Genomic DNA, 18,347 nt, shown 5'->3' on the forward strand with positions numbered 1-18,347 from the left:
AGCTTATGTCGCGACGAGGGCAGCGCAAAGGCTGACACCGCTCTCTATCCACGCTATATGCGCCGCTTTGGACAGGGATGCGGCGCCATGACCGGAACACAGCGATCAAGCGATGGGCTGGACGCGCGCCGCCGCAAGCTCCTGTTCCGCTCCTGGCATCGCGGCATGCGCGAGATGGACCTGATCCTCGGTTCCTTCGCCGACGCCGAGATCGGCGCCTTGACCGGCGATGAAATCGACCAATATGAGAGACTTCTCGAAATTCCCGACACTGAATTTTTCCCGATGGTCACCGGCGAGCGCCCGGTTCCGCCCGATATCGACTGCGCGGTTCTGCGGAAGATCCTGGCGTCGCGCCGGACCATGACATTTTGAAAAACGCATATCCATGACCCTCATTCCTTCCATTGGCCTGCCCAAGGGCCGCGCCGGCCAGTTCATCGTCGACGGCGTCGCCGACGGCTACGAAGCTTTCGCCCTGGTGCGGACGGCGCAGGAGATCGCGCCCGACAAGCCGCTGCTGTTCGTCGCGCGCGACGGCCAGCGGCTGCCGGCGATCATCGAGGCGCTCGCCTTTGCCGCGCCCAGCCTACCGGTGCTGGAGCTGCCGGCCTGGGACTGCCTGCCTTACGACCGCGTTTCCCCCGGCGCAGATGCCGCGGCGCGTCGGCTCGACGCGCTTTCGGCCATGATCGCGCTGGCCAAGAAACCGCATCGCGCGGTGATCCTCACCACCGCCAATGCGTTGCTGCAGCGCATCCCGCCGGCCGAGCTGATCGAAGCTCAGACTTTCCACGCCAAGCCGGGAAACCAGATCGACATGAACGCGCTGATCGCGCGGCTGGAGACGTCCGGCTTCGAGCGCGTGCCGACCGTTCGCGGGCTTGGTGAATTCGCGGTGCGCGGCGGCATCCTCGACCTTTTCGCGCCCGGCTGGAGCGAGGCGCTCAGGCTCGACTTCTTCGGCGACACGCTGGAATCGATCCGCGTCTTCGACGTCGCGACGCAGCGCACCACCGGGCAGCGCAAGTCGATGTCGCTGCAAGCGATGAGCGAGGTGGCGCTGACACCGGAAACGATCAGCCGCTTTCGCCGCTCCTATATCGAGGCCTTCGGCGCGCCGTCGCGCGATGACGCGCTCTACGCTGCGGTCAGCGAAGGCCGCCGCTTCGCCGGCATGGAGCACTGGCTGCCGTTCTTCTACGAGCGGCTGGCGACCGTGTTCGACTATCTGCCGGATGCGCCCGTCGTGTTCGACCATCTGGCACATGAGGCCTTGGCCGAGCGCCACACGCTGATCCTCGACCACTATGAGGCACGCCGGAAGCAGGCCGACAGCGCGCTCAAGGATGCCGTCCCTTACAAGCCGGTGGCGCCAGATCTGCTGTATCTCTCGCCCGAAAACCTCAAGGCGTCGCTCGGACCGCGCGAGGACATAGACTTCACCGTCTTCGACGCCCCCGACGTCGGCGGCAAAAAAGTCTTCCATGGCGGCTCGCGGCAAGGCCGTAGCTTTGCCGAGGAGCGCGCCGATCCCAACATCAACGTCTTCGACGTCGTCGTGAAGCACATTGCCGACGAGCGCGCGGCGCGTCGCCGCGTCGTCGTCGCTGGCTGGACTGAAGGCTCGCTCGACCGGCTCGGGCAAATTCTCGCGGAGCACCATCTCAGTAATCTGAAACCTGTCGCGACGCTGGCCGAGGTCGAAAAGCTAGAGCCGGGGCAGGCGGGCCTTGCCGTGCTGCCGCTCGAATCCGGCTTTGAGACCGACGATCTGGTCGTCGTCGCCGAGCAGGACATCCTCGGCGACAGGCTCATTCGGCGTTCCAAGCGCAAGAAGAAGGCCTCCGATTTCATAGCCGAAGCCTCGTCGCTGTCGGCAGGAGACATCGTCGTCCATGCCGACCATGGCATAGGCCGCTTCATCGGCTTGCGCACCATCGAAGCGCTCGGCGCGCCGCATGACTGTCTCGAAATGCACTACGCCGGCGACGATCGCCTGTTCCTGCCGGTGGAAAACATCGAGCTTCTGTCGCGCTATGGCTCGGATTCGACTGAGGCGACGCTCGACAAGCTGGGCGGCGGCGCCTGGCAGGCGCGCAAGGCACGGCTGAAGCGGCGCCTGCTCGACATGGCCGGGCAATTGATCCGCATCGCCGCCGAGCGGCAGATGCGCGCCGCGCCCTCCATGATCCCGGCGGAAGGGCTTTATGGCGAGTTCGCCGCGCGTTTCCCCTATGAGGAGACCGACGACCAGCAGACGGCGATCGATTCCGTCCTGGACGATCTCGGCGCCGGCAAACCGATGGACCGGCTGATCTGCGGCGACGTCGGCTTCGGCAAGACGGAAGTTGCGTTGCGCGCCGCCTTCATCGCGGCCATGGAAGGGTTCCAGGTCGCGGTCGTGGTGCCGACGACGTTGTTGTCGCGGCAGCACTTCAAAACCTTCTCGCAGCGCTTTTCGGGCCTGCCGATCCGCATTGCGCAGGCGTCGCGCCTGGTTGGTTCAAAAGAATTGGCGGAGACCAAGAAGGGCATCGCCGAAGGCACGGTCGACATCGTCGTCGGCACGCACGCGCTGCTCGGCAGCTCGATCTCGTTCAAGCGCCTCGGCCTGCTGATCATCGACGAGGAGCAGCATTTCGGCGTCAAGCACAAGGAGCGGCTGAAGGATCTCAAGTCCGACGTGCATGTGCTGACGCTGTCGGCGACGCCGATCCCGCGCACGCTGCAACTGGCGCTGACCGGCGTTCGCGAGCTCTCGCTGATCGCCACGCCGCCGGTCGACCGCATGGCGGTGCGCACCTTCATCTCACCCTTCGATCCGCTGGTCATACGCGAGACGCTGCTGCGCGAGCGCTATCGCGGCGGCCATTCCTTCTATGTCGTGCCGCGTATCAGCGACCTGGCCGAAATCCATGATTTCCTGAGGGAATCCGTGCCGGAGCTGAAAGTGGCGGTGGCGCATGGCCAGATGCCGCCGGGCGAGCTCGACGACATCATGAACGCTTTCTACGACGGTCAGTATGACGTGCTCCTGTCGACCACCATCGTCGAATCCGGGCTCGATATCCCGACCGCAAACACGCTGATCATCCACCGCGCCGACATGTTCGGCCTCGCGCAGCTCTACCAGTTGCGCGGCCGCGTCGGCCGTTCGAAGGTGCGCGCCTACGCGCTGTTCACGCTGCCGGCGAGTCGCAAGCTCACCGATACGGCCGAGCGCAGGCTGAAGGTGCTGCAGTCGCTCGACACGCTCGGCGCAGGGTTCCAGCTCGCCAGCCACGACCTCGACATCCGTGGCGCCGGCAATCTCCTGGGCGAAGAGCAGTCCGGCCATATCAAGGAGGTCGGCTTCGAGCTCTACCAGCAGATGCTGGAAGAGGCGGTGGCCGAGGTGAAGGATACCGGCGAGGCGCAGGACGGCGGCTGGTCGCCGCAGATCGCCGTCGGCACCGCGGTGATGATCCCGGAAAGCTATGTGCCCGACCTGCAGCTCCGCATGGCGCTCTACAGACGCCTGGGCGACCTCGAAACAACCGAGGAGATCGACGGCTTCGGCGCCGAGCTGATCGACCGTTTCGGGCCTTTGCCGGAAGAGGTGACGCACCTGTTGAAGATCGTCTTCATCAAGGCGCTCTGCCGCAGGGCCAATGTCGAGAAGCTCGATGCCGGGCCCAAGGGCGTCGTCATTCATTTCCGCAAGCGCGAGTTCCCCAATCCGGTCGGGCTGGTCAAGTTCATCGGCGAGCAGGGATCGCTGGCCAAGATCAGGGCCGACCATAGCGTCGTTTTCATCCGCGACTGGCCGAACGCGGAGAAGCGGCTCGCCGGCTCGGCCGTGGTGATGACGCAACTGGCGCGGCTCGTCGACAAGGCCGCGTAACGGCGTCTACATTGGAAGCCGAGCAGCTCAACGCATTCGCCACCACTGAAAAACCCGGCTAGAATAGGCAGTCGGCTTCGTGTAAGGAGCCGCGACCTCGTATCGAGGCTGGAATGGCGGGCAAGCACGCTCGCCGGTTTGTTTGACGCAATTCCGGACGGAAAGCCGTTACACTTTCCTGGAGTTGCTCTGGAAGGGCGTTGGGTGCAGCGATGACGAAATGGTCGCCGAATTCGTGGAGAGCAAAGCCGATCAAGCAGGTCCCGGCCTACCCGGACCTTGGGGCTTTGCAAGCCACGGAAGCGCGGCTTGCGACCTATCCGCCGCTGGTCTTTGCCGGCGAGGCGCGCAAGCTGAAGAAGCAGCTGGCGGCCGTGGCAGCCGGAGAAGCCTTCCTGCTCCAGGGCGGCGATTGCGCCGAGAGCTTCGCCGAACATGGCGCCGACAACATCCGCGACTTCTTCCGCGTCTTCCTGCAGATGTCGGTGGTGCTTACCTTCGCCGGCGCGCAGCCGGTGGTGAAGGTCGGCCGCGTCGCCGGCCAGTTCGCCAAGCCGCGCTCGTCCGACAACGAGACGAAAGCCGGCGTGACGCTGCCGAGCTACCGCGGCGACATCATCAACGGCATCGAATTCGACGCCTCCTCGCGCATTCCGGATCCGGCGCGCCAGGAGATGGCGTACCGCCAGTCCGCCGCGACGCTCAACCTTCTGCGCGCCTTCGCGCAGGGTGGCTATGCCAGCCTTGAGAACGTGCATCGCTGGATGCTGGGCTTCGTTGCCGACAGCCCGCAGGGAGAAAAATACGAATCGCTCGCCAACCGCATCACCGAGACGATGGATTTCATGCGCGCGGTGGGCATCACGTCGGAGACCAATTTCGCGCTGCGCGAGACGGATTTCTACACGAGCCACGAGGCGCTGCTGCTCGGCTATGAGGAAGCGCTGACGCGCGTCGATTCGACCTCCGGCGACTGGTACGCGACCTCGGGCCACATGATCTGGATCGGCGATCGCACCCGCCAGCCCGATCACGCGCATATCGAATATTGCCGCGGCATCAAGAATCCGCTCGGCCTGAAATGCGGGCCGTCGCTGACGCCGGACGGCCTGATGGAATTGATCGACCTGCTCAATCCCGAAAACGAGCCAGGCCGTCTGACGCTGATCGCGCGCTTCGGCTCCGACAAGGTCGCCGAGCATCTGCCGAAGCTGGTGCGGGCAGTTAAGAAGGAAGGCCGCAACGTTGTCTGGTCGTCGGATCCGATGCATGGCAACACGATCGAGGCGGCCGGCTACAAGACGCGGCCGTTCGACCGCATCCTCAAGGAAGTGCAGACCTTCTTCGAAGTTCATCGCGCGGAAGGCACGCATCCGGGCGGCATCCATATAGAGATGACCGGCAAGAACGTCACCGAATGCACGGGCGGCGCCCGCGCCATCACGGCGGAAGACCTGCAGGACCGCTATCACACCCATTGCGACCCGCGCCTCAACGCCGATCAGGCGATCGAGCTCGCCTTCCTGGTCTCGGACCTGCTCAAGAAGAGCCATCCGGTCCAGCACAAGCAGGCCGCCAACGCCTGAACAGAGGCTTGACGCCCGTCATTGGAGGCGCTGGCGGCGATGCCGTCGCCTTTTGACGTCGGGCTGATAAACGTCAAGTCGCGGGTCATTCCGGATCGGGCGGTCCGGGCGGATCGCCCGGGAAATTGGTCCTGCCGGGCTGAATGACGGCAAAGCTGATCTCCAGCGGCGGTGCCTTGAGCGACCAGTCGAATGGCACGGTCTTGACCGGCAGGCCGGCGATCCAGGCCTGCTGTTGCGGGGAGAGCCTCCAACCGGTCGGCCACACCAGCAGCAGGCCCTGATCCCGCAGGCGCTGGTCCGTGATCCAGGGGGCAAGGCGCCTGTCGAGAGCCGTGAAGATAGAGGGCTGGTCCACAGCTTCCAGCCCGGCAAGCTGGGCCACGCCGTCCTCGCCGCCGACGATGCCCAGTGGCCCTGGTACCGTCTCATGCCAGATCGCTTCGGCCGTCTGCGAGATCGATCGTGCCGGCCAGCACATCGGCTGCAGGCGACCGAGGACGTTGCAACCGGTCCAGCGTGTAATCGCATAGGCGCTCGATACGCCGACCACGCATAGCAGTGCCAGCAGCGTCAGTCGGCGCAACTCGGCCGCGCCCAGGCGCTGTCCCAAGAGTGCAACCGCGAGGGTGCCGACCAAATTGTACATCGTCGCGCCCCAGGACTCGCCGGTGCCGGTAAACAGCGAGGCGGCCATGATCAGGAGCGCCGGCCCCAGGCCCATCCATGCCAGGTAGACAATCGCGCGCCGCTCGGGGGCACGGCGGGCCGGTAAGCGGTCTCGTGCCGGGTCGGGCCGCCGTCGCAGCAGGCCGGAAATAGCAAGAACGGCGGGAAGAGCGGCAAGCCCTGCAAGCTGAACGCCGATATAGTAGAGCCGTGCGCGGTTAGCGAGCACCCAGGCGTTGCGATGCTCCGCATAGGTCAGCGGCAGGAAATCGAGGCGGAAAAGCGCAATTGCCAGCGGCGCCGCGAGGCCCAGAAAAACCGCAAGACCGAGCCATGGCCATGGGGTGGCAAGCCGGCTTCGAGCGCGGGCGTCGTACAAAATCCAGATACCACCGAACACCAGTAGCAGAGCCGTCGAGAACTTTGCGTAGAGCCCGATGCCCGAGACGAGGCCGAGGGCGAGCCACCAGCCTGGACGGCCGTCGCGCGCCGAGCGCCACAGCAACCATGAGATTGCGGCCCAGAACGGCATTTGCGCGTAATCATGGTTGAATTGCGGGGTCGGCCAGCCGAAGAAATAGATCGACGGCATCAAGAGCACGGCGGCGATCGCCCGGGTCGGGCCCATGATGTCGCGCGCGAGAAGGTAGACCAGGACGAAAGTCGTCGAGATCATCAACTGCGACAGCATATATTGCGGCCAGCGGAACGAGCCGGTGAGCAGGTGGCTGATCTCGAGCAGCCAGCAGGGGAGTTGCGGGTGCTTGTAGGTCAGCAGCACCCATTCGCGTCCCCACATGAAACCCTCGACGACGTCGCGCGGCGGCCCAACGTTGACGAGCGCGGGCATGACGGTCCAGCAGGCGATCTGGATCAGGCACAAAAGCGCCAGTAACCGCCATGGATGCCGGACCAGACCGTTCCAGATGGAAGACAGATCGTCTTCCGCCGCAGCCGCGGCGGGCCAGACATGCACGGATTCACTGGTTCTCGACATACGGGCCTAAAATCATACCGATGGATTGCTGAACAGTCCGATAGCAAAAGCTTACGAAAAAGTATTCTTCCGCAACATTGTAAAACCAAGATTGCGATGGAACCCGTCGCCGGCGCTTCGGGCAGGACCGGCCGGCCGATCATTGCCGGAGCCCGTCCGTAGCGCCGCGGTTTTAGCAATACAGGTTCCTCCATGCGCCATCAGCATGCCGTCATCCATCACCGGGGCCTCGATTTCTGGTCGGCGCGCGCCGCGGTTCTCGTCGTCATCTGCCTGCAGCTTCTGGTCATCAACAACCTGTCGTTCGGTCCGCGCTGGCTGGCCCCCACAGTGGAGGCGGCGCTGCTGGCGCCCCTGTCGATCGCGACGGCCTGGACGCAAATGGCGACGCGCAACGCCGTCGACCATGAGCATTGGTACGCGATCGGCCGATTGCGCCTCTATATCCGCCGCGCAGCATTGGTGATGACCGGCGTCATCAGCATCATGAATTGCGGGTCGCTGGCCTTCCTGGTGCGGGCGTTGCTGGAAGGGCATGCCGGGGCCGGCACGACGCTGCTCGTCGACGCGCTCAACATCTGGGTCACCAATGTGATTGTCTTTGCGCTGTGGTTCTGGAGCACTGACCGGGGAGGCCCGCCGACCTGCGGGCTGGTCAAGCGCGCGCAGGCAGACTTCCTGTTTCCGCAAATGACGCTACCAGATCGCGAGATACAGGGCTGGCTGCCGGGCTTCGTCGACTATGTCTTCCTGGCTTTTACCAATGCCACGGCGTTCTCGCCGACCGACACCTTGCCGCTCACGCAGCGCGCGAAGCTCCTGATGATGGCCGAAGCGATGATCTCGCTCCTGACCATAGCGCTGGTGGCGGCGCGTGCCGTCAACATCCTGGCCTAAACTGTATCGATATTCAGGAGAGGTCGGCCTGCGAATGACGATCTTCTGCTCGGCTGAATCTCAATACTGCTCATCGCCGATATCAGGTGGCCCGCTCCCAGCGCATGCCGGCCAATCGGGGATCGGCAAAGGCGGTGCGTGAGAATTCCAGCCGCTTGTCCGGGAATTCGCAGATCGCCTGAAGGCCGAAAGAGCCGATCCGGATGCGCCAGGTCTGCGGCTCCAGCGGTTTTGCCTTGGCAAAGCCCTTGCACGTCAACAGCGCGATATTGACGCCCTTGGGATCGCGCGCCGAGCGATAGCGGATCGCCTGCAGCTCGGCCTCACGCGCGACGTCGGCGATCGCCTGGCAGGCGGTGTAGTCGGTGGCGTGCGTCCAGGCCTTCTCGTCGCGATCGAGCGGCGGCCGTGCCAGGTCGACTGCGCGGTCGCATTTTATCGCGGCGGCGAAGGCGGTGTATTCCGCCGCGTCGCTCGGCCATTGCGTCGCCGGCGACTCCGCAAAAAACAGCAAGCGGTAGAAGGCCATCTCCGCCACCGCCGTCAGCACCGTCTCGGCAGCGTAGTAGACGCCTTTCGTCTTGCCGGCGCGGCGGAAGCGGGAGCCGTACGGATAGACGGAGCCGTAGCGAAAAGGCGTCGCCAACAGATAGTGGAGATGGCGGCACTCAAGCGGGATCCGCGGCTTGGTGTCCTCGATGAGATCCTCAAGCAGCGCCTGCTCGTCGAGCGTGTCGATGAGCTTAAGGGTCGAGACGCGGTGCTGCGCCTCGACCATCCGCCAGTACTTGCCTTCGAGCCGGACGGCCTCAGACGAGAGCGCGCCGGGAGTCCAGGTAGGCAATGACATCGACAAGTCCGGCAATCGTCAGGATTTTTTCGAGCGGCGTGCCGTCGAGCGTGGTGTTGGGATTCTTCAGCCACGCCCGGGCGACTGTCTCGTCGCCGCCGACGATGGCGTCGAGCGAGCGGAACAGGCGCACGAACAGCACCGCCAATTCGAACGGCTTGGTGCCGCGTTCAAGCAGGAATTCCTGCCGGCGCATGCGCGAGACCGTTGCTTCCGACACGCCGATGACCAAGGCAAGCGTCCTGGCGGTGATATCGAGCAGGTCGGCCGCGCGCAGCGTGGCCTTGGTAATGACGGCATTTTCGGCCGCCGTCGCAGCCGCGACTGGACGTTGCATAAGCGCACCCTTTCATTTCTGTGGAAAATATAATCCACAAAAATTCGTCTGGAAAGAGGTGTGTCAGTCTTTCTTGTAAAGCAGCCAGCTTTTGCCAGCCCGGCTGACCGTGGCCGAGTGCTTTGTCACACGGTTGCGGCCGCCGACCTTGGAGCGGTAAAGCGCCTGGTCGGCCTTGGTGTAGAGATCCTCGGGGTTTTCCGCCTCCGATGCCATGCAGATGCCCATCGATACGGTAACGGTGCCGTAGTTCATGCCGGTCTGGCTGCCGGTGAACGGGGTCTGCTCGACGAGCGCGCGGATGCGCTCGGCGATCTCGTATGTGGCTTCCTCGCTGGCGCCTTCGACGATAAGCGCGAACTCCTCGCCGCCGGTGCGCGCGACAAATATGTCGGCACGCACGCTGGACTGGAAGATCTCGGCGATGATCTGCAGGATCCTGTCGCCGACCGGGTGGCCATAGCGATCGTTTATGTCCTTGAAATGATCGATATCGGCAAGGATCAAGGCGTTGAACAATATGCCGCGGTTGCTGTTGTAGATCCGGGTGATCTCCTTGTCGAAGGCGCGGCGGTTCCACAGCTGCGTAAGCGGGTCGGTGTCGGCGAGCCGCTTGTATTCCTCGAGCTTCGACTTGACGCTTTCAAGCTCGGCTGTCTTTTCGCTGAGCGTGCTGGCGATCTGACGGCCATGGTCGATCGTCGAGCTGGTGGCGGCCGACATCGCGCCTGCGATCTTCTGCAGGAGTTCTTGCGAAAGCAGGCTGCGATTGCTCAGGCCGCTCGAGGTCTCGTCGAGGATGCGGCCGTACTTCTCGATATGCGAGCGCTCGCTGCGCAACAGCGCGGCGATGTCCTCGAGCTCCTTGGCGACCACTTCACGGGCGTGCTCGACAATGGCGGGGCCGTGGTGCTGCGGGAAGAAGCTCCGTCCGATGCGGTCGAGATCTTCCTGGGTTGGGCGGTTGCTCAACGAGACGACGGCAAGGCTGAGTTCGCGATTGCTGCTGCTGAGCGCCTCGTAGAAGATTTCATAGTTACGCGGCAGGCCAAGCACGCCGAGCTGTCGCATCGTCGTCACGACGGTGCTGGCGATGTCGGTATTCCTGTCGGTCGGAATGGCTGCCGGCTTCATGTCTGTTCACTGCCCCTTCAGTGCGACCGGAGACCTGCCACCGCCGGCGTTCGCTCACGCGGGGATTTGAATCAGAATTGCGACGGCGCGTCCCCAACACGACCATCGCTTGTGGGAATCATAAATGCAGTCCTGCTAAAGTTTCCTTAATGGCCTGCATTTCCTCCTTGTCCTTGCTACCATAGGGTGCAAAGCGGTGCAGGGGCAGCTTCTGAAACGCGTCGCTTCGGTGTCGCATTTTCCGGTGCCCGGTCATCTCAAAACTGAAATTCTACATCCGGCAATGAACGGTGCAGACGACGTCGAAGGAGGCCGGAATGGACGACAATCATAGCGGATCGTGCCTGTGCGGGGCGGTGCGTTTCAGAACGAAGGGCCCGCTACGCGGCGTGATTTATTGCCATTGTTCACAATGCCGCAAGCAGAGCGGCCATTTCTACGCCGCAACCAATGTAGCGGACGCCGACATCGTTATCGAAGGCATGGAAAATCTCACCTGGTATGAGGCATCCGACTTCGCCAAGCGTGGCTTTTGCAAGACATGCGGCTCGGTGCTGTTTTGGAAGCCGAAAGGCGATGCATATGTTTCGGTTATGGCTGGTTCATTCGAGGAACCGAGCGGGCTTCGGGGCGAATGCCACCTCTTCGTCGGCGACAAGGGCGATTATTATTCGATCGAGGACGGGTTGCCGCAGTTCGAGAAATCGGCACCGTCGATAAAGGTCGCGGGCGGATGAATTTTGCAGCGGCTGCCTTATTCCCTTGATCCCACCATTGCGATATCCCCTGCCGGTGACTCGCAAAGGGGCAGAGGAATGCAGCGGCTGATCGATGCTTTCATCAATTCAGTGCGGGCCTTCCGCAAGTTGGCCGCCCACGAAAAGGCGTTCCAGCAGGAATTGCTGTTGCTGGCGCTCGCCTTGCCGGCCGGATGGTTCATCTCGGTTTCCTGGCGCGGCTATGCCCTGCTGATCGGTGCTGTGCTGCTCCTGATCATGGTCGAAGTGCTCAACACCGGCATCGAGGCGGCTTGCGACGCAATCTCGCGCGAATTCCACATCGACATCCAACTTGCCAAGGACTGCGGTTCGCTGGCCGTGCTGATTTCGATCGTGATCGCCGGCGGCGTCTGGGGCATCGCCCTCATCGAACGCCTTGTCGGCGCGCCGATCTGATCCTCGCGGATTGATCAAGATCCTGCCTGGTCTTCCCTGGCGCGTTCGCGCTTCGCGAAGTGATGGCCTACCAACCAGGCGACCACGGCGATAACGATGCCGACGCCGAGGGCGACGAGCAGGCGCTGATGGCGAGCAAACGCCTGGCCCACGATTTCCTCCGCGCCCAGGCCGAAGACATAGCCGATGCCACTGAACAGGGCCGACCAGACCGCGGACGAGATGGCATTCAGGATGACGAAACGCGGCATGGACACGGTCGACAGGCCGGCGGCGACGCCGCCGACCAGGCGCATGCCGTAGATATAGCGGTTGGTCAGCACGAAAATGTTGGGATGGGTGTTGAGCAGGCGATAGGCTCGGCTGAAGCCCGGACGCCTGCGCAACAGTCTCACATAGCGATGTTCGGCGAAGCTGCGCCCCAGGGTGAAGAAGAACGTGTCGCCGGCGAAGGCGCCGAGGAAGGCGGCAAAGAAAGTTTGCCAGAGCACGAAAACATGCTGATGAGCGAAGAAGCCGCCCAGGATCGCCGCGCTTTCGCCTTCAGCCACGCAACCCAGGAAGACCGCGATCAGCCCGTATTGCTCGATGAGGCGGTGGATGGTCTCGCTCATTCCGTTGCGGGCCGCGCGGACAGTTTTTCGTCAATGCGCCTGATCTGCTCGGCCATGCGCAGGATTTCGTCACGCATGCCGATGATCTCGCTATGGCGAAGCTCGTCGAGTTTTTCATGCAGGGCCATGATCTCGATCTCGGCCTTCAGATTGACCTCGTAGTCATGGGCGGCGTCGATGCGGTCGCGCTCGGTCTGGCGGTTCTGCGACATCATGATCACCGGCGCCTGGATCGCCGCCAGCATCGACAGAACAAGGTTGAGGAAGATGAAAGGGTAGGGGTCGAAGGCGTCGCGGGTGAGCAGCCAGGCGTTGCCGGCAGTCCAGACAACAAGAAAGGCCAGGAAGCTCAGGATGAAGGACCAGGAGCCGCCGATCCTGGCGATGGTGTCGGCAATACGGTCGCCATAGGTCTCGTGGAAGGCCACGGCCTTGTTGGTGTCGCGGGTGATGGTGGTGCGCTCGAGCGTCGACTGGAGCACCCGGCTCTCGAGCGGACCGAAACCGTCTCGCTTGAGCAGACGGTTCGCCATGTCTTCGACGATCTTGTTCATTTGTCCTCTCCTTCGGCCGGGCGTCGATAGAGGTAGAGGCTGCCGGGCCGGACGTGAAGTGATAGATTGCGGCGAACAAGCGGGGACAATGATGCTCGATTTCCAGAAAATCCATTCACGGGCGGCAAAGCGCAAGGGCGGAGAGGCCGTGCTGGCGCAGTTGCTTGGCCCCGCGCCCGATAATATGGCGGTTGCAAAGATCCCCGACGACCGCATCCTCTCCACCATGGCCGAGCGCATTTTCGCCGCCGGCTTCGTGTGGCGGGTCATCGAGCAGAAATGGCCAGGTTTCGAGGAAGCGTTTCTCGGCTTCGAGCCGAAGCGGCTTCTGTTCCAGCCGGACGACTTCTGGCACGAGCTTGCATCCGACAGCCGCATCGTGCGCAATCCGCAGAAGATCAAGTCGGTGCGCGACAATGCCGCCTTCGTCGATCGCGTCTCGAAGGAGAATGGCAGCTTCGGCAAATTCATCGCCTCCTGGCCCGCGGACGACCAGGTCGGCCTGACCGCGTATCTCGCCAAGCATGGCAGCCGGCTCGGCGGCAACACCGGCCAGTATTTCCTGCGCTGGCTCGAATGGGACACGTTTGTCGTCTCTACCGACATGGCGGCGGCATTGCGCGATGCCGGCCTCGACATCGCCGAAAACCCGACCTCGAAGCGGGACCTCGACAAGATCCAGGCGCAGATCAACCAATGGTCGGCCGAGATCGGCCTGCCGCGCCGCCACATCTCGCGCATCCTAGCGATGTCGATCGGCGAGAACCGCTCGGCAGAGGCGCTGCGCGAATATATGGGCGACTAGGTGGTTGGGATCGATCGACGTCCGTCGATCAGGGAGATAGTCGGCTCTGCCGGCGCCGCCGATCAGTCAGGATACGATCCTCAATCGATCAAGGACATAATCGGCTCCGCCGATTAGTCAGGATACGGTCCTCAATCGATCAGGGACATAATCGGCTCCGCCGATTAGTCAGGATACGATCTTCGATCGATCCCAAGTGGCACAACCAAACGCCATTGCGGGGCGATTTCAGCCACGCTAAATCCGTACCATGACCAAGACCGCTCCCGATATCCTGCGCATTGCCGTCGCCCAGCTTAACCCGACCGTCGGCGACGTCGCCGGCAATCTGGCAAAAGCGCGCGAGGCGAGGGCGGACGCGGCGCGCCAGGGCGCCGATTTGGTGCTCTACACCGAGCTCTTCCTCGCCGGCTATCCGCCGGAAGATTTGGTGCTGAAGCCTTCCTTCCTGAAGGCTTGCGAGAAGGCGGCGCAGGACCTCGCCGAGGACACGGCCGATGGCGGGCCGGGCGTCATCGTCGGCACGCCGCTGAAGCGCCGGACCGGCACGCATAACTCGATCGTCTTCGCCGACGGCGGCAAGATCATCGCCGAGCGCTACAAGCTCGACCTGCCGAATTATGGCGAGTTCGACGAGAAGCGCGTCTTCCAGGCCGGGCCGGAACTGCAGGGTCCGGTCAACTTCCGCGGCGTGCGCATCGGCATTCCGATCTGCGAGGACATCTGGGGCGACATCGCCGTGTGCGAGACGCTTGCCGAAAGCGGCGCCGAGATCCTGCTGGTGCCGAACGGCTCCCCCTACTATCGCGCCAAGATCGACGTTCGCCACCAGGTCGTCATCCGCCAGGTCATCGAGACCGGCCTGCCGATGATCTATGCCAACCAGCTCGGCGGCCAGGACGAGCTGATCTTCGACGGCGCCTCGTTCGCCATCGGGGCCGACAAGACGCTGGCCTTCCAGATGAGCCAGTTCGAGGAGGCGGTCGCCGTCACCACCTGGAAAAGAAAGGGAGACAGCTGGGTCTGCTCGGAAGGCCCGATGTCGAAGATCCCCGAGCGTGAAGAGGCCGACTACCGGGCCTGCATGCTGGGTCTGCGCGACTACGTCAACAAGAACGGCTTCAAGAACGTGGTGCTCGGCCTCTCCGGCGGCATCGACTCGGCGATCTGCGCCGCTTTGGCCGTCGATGCGCTGGGCGAAGAGCGGTTGCGCACCGTCATGATGCCCTATCGCTATACGTCGAAGGATTCGCTGAAGGACGCCGAGGACTGCGCTCGCGCGCTTGGCTGCCGCTATGATATCGTGCCGATCTCCGAGCCGGTCGAAGGCTTCAGGCACGCGCTGACCCAGCTCTTCGAGGGTACCCAGGAAGGTATCACCGAGGAGAACCTGCAGAGCCGCGCCCGCGGCACGATCCTGATGGCAATCTCCAACAAGTTCGGCTCGATGGTGGTCACCACGGGCAACAAGAGCGAGATGTCGGTCGGCTACGCCACGCTCTACGGCGACATGAATGGCGGCTTCAACCCGATCAAGGATCTCTACAAGATGCAGGTCTACGCGCTGTCGCGCTGGCGCAACAACCATGTGCCGCCAGGTGCGCTCGGACCGTCGGGCGAGGTAATCCCGAACAACATCATCGACAAGGCACCGTCGGCGGAGCTGCGCGAGAACCAGACCGACCAGGATTCGCTGCCGCCCTATCCGGTGCTGGACGACATCCTGGAATGCCTGGTGGAGAACGAGATGAGCGTCGACGACATCGTCGCGCGTGGCCACGACCGGGCGACGGTGACGCGTGTCGAGCATCTGCTCTATATCGCCGAATACAAGCGCCGGCAGGCGGCGCCTGGCGTGAAGATTACCAAGAAGAATTTCGGCCGCGACCGCCGCTACCCGATCACCAACCGGTTCCGGGATCGCGGCTAGTCCGCGAGATTGCGCCGCGCATGCAGGATGTTGAAATCAGTTTCGACCTTTCGCGGATCGATTTCCGGGCGACCTCCGATCTGCTCATGCAAAGCTATTGGGGTGCGTCCAGAACCGACGAAGCCAACCGCCGCGCCTTCGACAACTCGCTCTGCGTCGGCGCCTATCTCGACGGCAGGCAGGTCGGATTCGCCCGCGCGATCACCGACTACACGGTCTTTGCCTATCTTGCCGACGTCATCGTCTGGCCGGAGCGTCGTGGGCATGGCATCGGCAAACGGCTTGTGCAGGCACTCCTCGATCATCCCGATATGAAGACGGTTTCTCATTGGAGCCTCACGACCAGCGACGCTCACAGCCTCTACCAGAAGTTCGGGTTCCGGGCGGAAGGGCGCTACATGCGACTGGATCGCTCACCCGCTGCCTGAGGCCTGGCCACAACCCGCCGTTGTTGCAAATTCGTCGCAGTGCTTGGACCAGATGTTGTTTTCGCGACGGGCCGACTTGGCGATCGGCTGATGCCTGCCTATAACAACCTTTCCGCGATTCCCTTCCGGGAGGACCGTATGGCAGGATTTGACATCGTTATGCGAGGCCGCGAGGCCTAGGTCGGCGCCGGCGCCCCGAAGGTTTCTCGGAGAGCCAGACGGGGATCAGGCATTTGCCGCTGCCGGTCGCCGCCTCAGGGCAGGCGGCCTTACCATACTGAACCTCCCGCTTTCAGGGTCGCCGCAACGCGCGGACGCGGGTTTTCCAATTCGATTTTTACCGGGACCGGGCTCGTTTGCGCCCGTATGACATCATGGCTCGTTTCAAGATCGACCTGCGCGCAAGCGCCTTTCGCAGCGTGCTTGGCTTTACGTTCAGCCACTGGCGCCGCCAGCCATGGCGGCTTTCGCTCATCATGGGCGCCTTCCTGCTCTCGACGCTCGCCGACGTGCTGACACCCTTCTATTCCGGCCGCCTGGTCGATGCCGTCGCCAGCGGCGCCGGAACTGACGCAGTCGCCTGGAATGCGGCGATGACGGCGTTCTCGACCTTGATCGCGCTGGCGCTGGCCGGTGTCGTGCTGCGCAATGTCGCGTTCCTCTGCATCGTCGAGTTGACGCTGAAGATGATGTCGGACATCGCGGCCGATGCCTTCCATCGGGTGCAGCGCTTCTCGACGGACTGGCACGCCAACAGCTTTGCCGGATCGACGGTGCGCAAAATAACGCGCGGCATGTGGGCGCTGGACCTGCTCAACGACACGATACTGATCGCGCTGCTGCCGTCGGTCGTCATGCTCGTCGGCTCGACGCTGCTGCTCGGCTGGTTCTGGCCGTTGATGGGGGCCGTGGTGGCCGCCGGTTCGGTGCTGTTCATCGCCGTCACGGCTATGCTGTCGCTCGGCTATGTCGCGCCTGCCGCACGGCTCGCCAACAGCTGGGACACGCGGCTGGGCGGTTCGCTGGCCGACGCGGTGAGCTGCAACGCCGTCGTCAAGGGCTTCGGCGCGGAGGCACGCGAGGAAGCGCGGCTGGCGCGCGTTGTCGCCAAATGGCGCCTGCGCACCGGCCGCACCTGGATGCGCGGCACTGCCAACGGCACCACACAAGGGGTGCTGCTGCTGCTGATGCGGGCGGCGGTGATCGGTCTTGCCCTGATGTTGTGGGCCTGGGGCCAGGCGAGCGCCGGCGACGTTGCTTTCGTGCTGACCTCGTTTTTCGTGCTGCAGGGATATCTGCGCGACATCGGCACGCATATCCGCAACCTGCAGCGCTCGATCAACGACATGGAGGAACTGGTCGACTTCCAGTCCGAGCCGCTCGGCATCGAGGACCGGCCCGGCGCTCGGCCGATCCGGATCAGCGACGGGCACATCGCCTTCGACAAGGTGACGTTCCACTACGGCACCCACCTTCTGCCGCTCTACCGCGATTTCTCGGTCGATATCGCGGCCGGCGAGCGCATCGGACTGGTCGGGCATTCGGGCTCGGGCAAGACGACCTTCGTCAAGCTGATCCAGCGGCTTTATGATGTGAGTGCCGGGCGGATACTGATCGACGGGCAGGACATCTCGCAGGTCGAGCAGGCTTCGTTGCGCAGCCAGATCGCCATCGTTCAGCAGGAGCCGATCCTGTTCCACCGGTCGCTCGCCGAAAACATCGCCTATGCCAGGCCCGGCGCAAGCCAGGCCGAGATCGAGCATGCGGCCAAACTCGCGAGCGCGCATGATTTCATCACCAGCCTGCCCAAGGGCTATGGAACCCTGGTCGGCGAGCGTGGCGTGAAGTTGTCGGGCGGCGAGCGTCAACGTGTGGCGATCGCCCGCGCCTTCCTGGCCGACGCGCGCATTCTGATCCTGGACGAGGCGACATCGAGCCTTGATTCGGAATCGGAAGTGCTGATTCAGAAGGCGATGGAGCGATTGATGGTCGGGCGCACGACCCTGGTGATCGCGCACCGGCTCTCGACGGTGCGCGCGCTCGACCGGCTGCTGGTCTTCGATCGCGGGCGTATTGCCGAGGAAGGTTCGCATGACGAGCTGATCCGGCTGAACGGCGGCATCTACCGGCGGCTGTTCGAGCGTCAGGCGCTCGAGCTGACCCAGGGCCTCGTCGCCTGAGGAAAGGACGGCGCCCGGCCTCCGCCGGGCGCCATCAGCCGCAACACGGTTGCAACCGCTCTCCCGTCATACGGTTAGAGGGGTTCAATATGTTTTTCAAATTACTTTATATATATTGAAATTTTTAGGAAATTATATTTTAGATTTTAGCTATTCACGCACATTCAAACAATGATTTTAATGTATTTACAGAAAAGAAAATCAGATATGGCAGAAGAAGGCCTATAGGATTTTTTTGCAGGAAGCCGACCAGGCGGAGATTTCCTTTGAGAAGCACGACCGCCTTTAGCGCTTTCGTATAGGCA

General features: G+C 63.1%; 16 protein-coding genes. 10 read left to right on the plus strand and 6 right to left on the minus strand.

Annotated elements, in window-relative coordinates; translation table 11 throughout:
• Window positions 1–87: 87 nt before the first annotated feature.
• From CK219_RS02200 to CK219_RS02210, 3 genes are all read left to right on the plus strand, one after another.
• Complete coding sequence (locus CK219_RS02200) at window positions 88–375, plus strand: succinate dehydrogenase assembly factor 2 (RefSeq protein ID WP_095765119.1); 288 nt, start codon at window positions 88–90, stop codon at window positions 373–375.
• Between the two features lie 13 nt (window positions 376–388).
• Complete coding sequence (gene mfd / locus CK219_RS02205; protein WP_095765120.1) at window positions 389–3,886, plus strand: transcription-repair coupling factor; 3,498 nt, start codon at window positions 389–391, stop codon at window positions 3,884–3,886.
• Window positions 3,887–4,098: 212 nt separating this feature from the next.
• The gene (locus CK219_RS02210) at window positions 4,099–5,472 is read left to right on the plus strand and encodes a 3-deoxy-7-phosphoheptulonate synthase class II (protein ID WP_095765121.1); all 1,374 of its coding nucleotides are present in this window, start codon (window positions 4,099–4,101) and stop codon (window positions 5,470–5,472) included.
• 85 nt (window positions 5,473–5,557) lie between these two features.
• Here CK219_RS02210 and CK219_RS02215 read toward each other — a convergent pair whose 3' ends face one another.
• On the minus strand, window positions 5,558–6,991 hold the full coding sequence (locus CK219_RS02215) for a glycosyltransferase family 39 protein (RefSeq protein ID WP_245340371.1): 1,434 nt from the start codon (window positions 6,989–6,991) through the stop codon (window positions 5,558–5,560).
• A gap of 339 nt (window positions 6,992–7,330) precedes the next feature.
• Between CK219_RS02215 and CK219_RS02220 the strand changes: the two genes are divergently transcribed.
• Entirely contained in the window at window positions 7,331–8,035 is a 705-nt protein-coding gene (locus CK219_RS02220; protein ID WP_095765123.1) for a hypothetical protein, read from the plus strand.
• 82 nt (window positions 8,036–8,117) lie between these two features.
• On the opposite strand, the gene CK219_RS02225 is transcribed toward CK219_RS02220, so the two are convergent.
• From CK219_RS02225 to CK219_RS02235, 3 genes are all read right to left on the minus strand, one after another.
• Window positions 8,118–8,885 carry an RES family NAD+ phosphorylase gene (locus tag CK219_RS02225; RefSeq protein WP_095765124.1) on the minus strand — a complete coding sequence of 256 codons (768 nt, stop codon included), beginning with the start codon at window positions 8,883–8,885 and terminating at the stop codon, window positions 8,118–8,120.
• Complete coding sequence (locus tag CK219_RS02230) at window positions 8,845–9,222, minus strand: antitoxin Xre/MbcA/ParS toxin-binding domain-containing protein (RefSeq protein ID WP_027166494.1); 378 nt, start codon at window positions 9,220–9,222, stop codon at window positions 8,845–8,847. The genes CK219_RS02225 and CK219_RS02230 overlap by 41 nt, the downstream gene beginning before the upstream one ends.
• A gap of 63 nt (window positions 9,223–9,285) precedes the next feature.
• Entirely contained in the window at window positions 9,286–10,356 is a 1,071-nt protein-coding gene (locus tag CK219_RS02235) for a diguanylate cyclase (protein WP_095765125.1), read from the minus strand.
• Window positions 10,357–10,673: 317 nt separating this feature from the next.
• Here CK219_RS02235 and CK219_RS02240 point away from each other — a divergent pair, with 317 nt between their 5' ends.
• The gene (locus CK219_RS02240; RefSeq protein ID WP_095765576.1) at window positions 10,674–11,093 is read left to right on the plus strand and encodes a GFA family protein; all 420 of its coding nucleotides are present in this window, start codon (window positions 10,674–10,676) and stop codon (window positions 11,091–11,093) included.
• A gap of 78 nt (window positions 11,094–11,171) precedes the next feature.
• Window positions 11,172–11,531 carry a diacylglycerol kinase gene (locus CK219_RS02245; protein ID WP_095765126.1) on the plus strand — a complete coding sequence of 120 codons (360 nt, stop codon included), beginning with the start codon at window positions 11,172–11,174 and terminating at the stop codon, window positions 11,529–11,531.
• 14 nt (window positions 11,532–11,545) lie between these two features.
• On the opposite strand, the gene CK219_RS02250 is transcribed toward CK219_RS02245, so the two are convergent.
• Entirely contained in the window at window positions 11,546–12,145 is a 600-nt protein-coding gene (locus CK219_RS02250; RefSeq protein WP_095765127.1) for a DedA family protein, read from the minus strand.
• A complete protein-coding gene (locus CK219_RS02255) occupies window positions 12,142–12,699 on the minus strand; it encodes a DUF1003 domain-containing protein (RefSeq protein WP_095765128.1) in 558 nt (185 codons plus the stop codon). The genes CK219_RS02250 and CK219_RS02255 overlap by 4 nt, the downstream gene beginning before the upstream one ends.
• A 91-nt stretch (window positions 12,700–12,790) precedes the next feature.
• On the opposite strand from CK219_RS02255, the gene CK219_RS02260 reads away from it, so the two are divergent.
• The 4 genes from CK219_RS02260 to CK219_RS02275 all read left to right on the plus strand — a co-directional run bounded on the left by CK219_RS02260 (window position 12,791) and on the right by CK219_RS02275 (window position 18,042).
• Window positions 12,791–13,504: a DNA-3-methyladenine glycosylase I gene (locus CK219_RS02260; RefSeq protein ID WP_095765577.1), complete on the plus strand. Its 714-nt coding sequence runs from the start codon at window positions 12,791–12,793 to the stop codon at window positions 13,502–13,504.
• A 250-nt stretch (window positions 13,505–13,754) separates the two neighbouring features.
• On the plus strand, window positions 13,755–15,434 hold the full coding sequence (locus CK219_RS02265; protein WP_095765129.1) for an NAD+ synthase: 1,680 nt from the start codon (window positions 13,755–13,757) through the stop codon (window positions 15,432–15,434).
• Between the two features lie 20 nt (window positions 15,435–15,454).
• Window positions 15,455–15,862 carry a GNAT family N-acetyltransferase gene (locus tag CK219_RS02270; protein WP_095765130.1) on the plus strand — a complete coding sequence of 136 codons (408 nt, stop codon included), beginning with the start codon at window positions 15,455–15,457 and terminating at the stop codon, window positions 15,860–15,862.
• A gap of 374 nt (window positions 15,863–16,236) precedes the next feature.
• Entirely contained in the window at window positions 16,237–18,042 is a 1,806-nt protein-coding gene (locus CK219_RS02275; protein WP_095765131.1) for an ABC transporter ATP-binding protein, read from the plus strand.
• Window positions 18,043–18,347: the final 305 nt, after the last annotated feature.

Source organism: Mesorhizobium sp. WSM4313, assembly GCF_002294725.1.
GTDB lineage: Bacteria > Pseudomonadota > Alphaproteobacteria > Rhizobiales > Rhizobiaceae > Mesorhizobium.

Bases quoted from the DNA above. Each gene is read 5' to 3' on its own strand.
- CK219_RS02265 (WP_095765129.1), top strand. From the start codon at position 13,755: ATGACCAAGACCGCTCCCGATATCCTGCGCATTGCCGTCGCCCAGCTT.
- CK219_RS02230 (WP_027166494.1), bottom strand. From the start codon at position 9,222: ATGCAACGTCCAGTCGCGGCTGCGACGGCGGCCGAAAATGCCGTCATT.
- CK219_RS02240 (WP_095765576.1), top strand. From the start codon at position 10,674: ATGGACGACAATCATAGCGGATCGTGCCTGTGCGGGGCGGTGCGTTTC.
- CK219_RS02210 (WP_095765121.1), top strand. From the start codon at position 4,099: ATGACGAAATGGTCGCCGAATTCGTGGAGAGCAAAGCCGATCAAGCAG.
- CK219_RS02270 (WP_095765130.1), top strand. From the start codon at position 15,455: ATGCAGGATGTTGAAATCAGTTTCGACCTTTCGCGGATCGATTTCCGG.
- CK219_RS02275 (WP_095765131.1), top strand. From the start codon at position 16,237: ATGGCTCGTTTCAAGATCGACCTGCGCGCAAGCGCCTTTCGCAGCGTG.
- CK219_RS02260 (WP_095765577.1), top strand. From the start codon at position 12,791: ATGCTCGATTTCCAGAAAATCCATTCACGGGCGGCAAAGCGCAAGGGC.
- CK219_RS02220 (WP_095765123.1), top strand. From the start codon at position 7,331: ATGCGCCATCAGCATGCCGTCATCCATCACCGGGGCCTCGATTTCTGG.
- CK219_RS02250 (WP_095765127.1), bottom strand. From the start codon at position 12,145: ATGAGCGAGACCATCCACCGCCTCATCGAGCAATACGGGCTGATCGCG.
- CK219_RS02215 (WP_245340371.1), bottom strand. From the start codon at position 6,991: ATGCCCGCGCTCGTCAACGTTGGGCCGCCGCGCGACGTCGTCGAGGGT.
- CK219_RS02235 (WP_095765125.1), bottom strand. From the start codon at position 10,356: ATGAAGCCGGCAGCCATTCCGACCGACAGGAATACCGACATCGCCAGC.
- CK219_RS02245 (WP_095765126.1), top strand. From the start codon at position 11,172: ATGCAGCGGCTGATCGATGCTTTCATCAATTCAGTGCGGGCCTTCCGC.
- CK219_RS02200 (WP_095765119.1), top strand. From the start codon at position 88: ATGACCGGAACACAGCGATCAAGCGATGGGCTGGACGCGCGCCGCCGC.
- CK219_RS02225 (WP_095765124.1), bottom strand. From the start codon at position 8,885: ATGTCATTGCCTACCTGGACTCCCGGCGCGCTCTCGTCTGAGGCCGTC.
- CK219_RS02255 (WP_095765128.1), bottom strand. From the start codon at position 12,699: ATGAACAAGATCGTCGAAGACATGGCGAACCGTCTGCTCAAGCGAGAC.
- mfd (WP_095765120.1), top strand. From the start codon at position 389: ATGACCCTCATTCCTTCCATTGGCCTGCCCAAGGGCCGCGCCGGCCAG.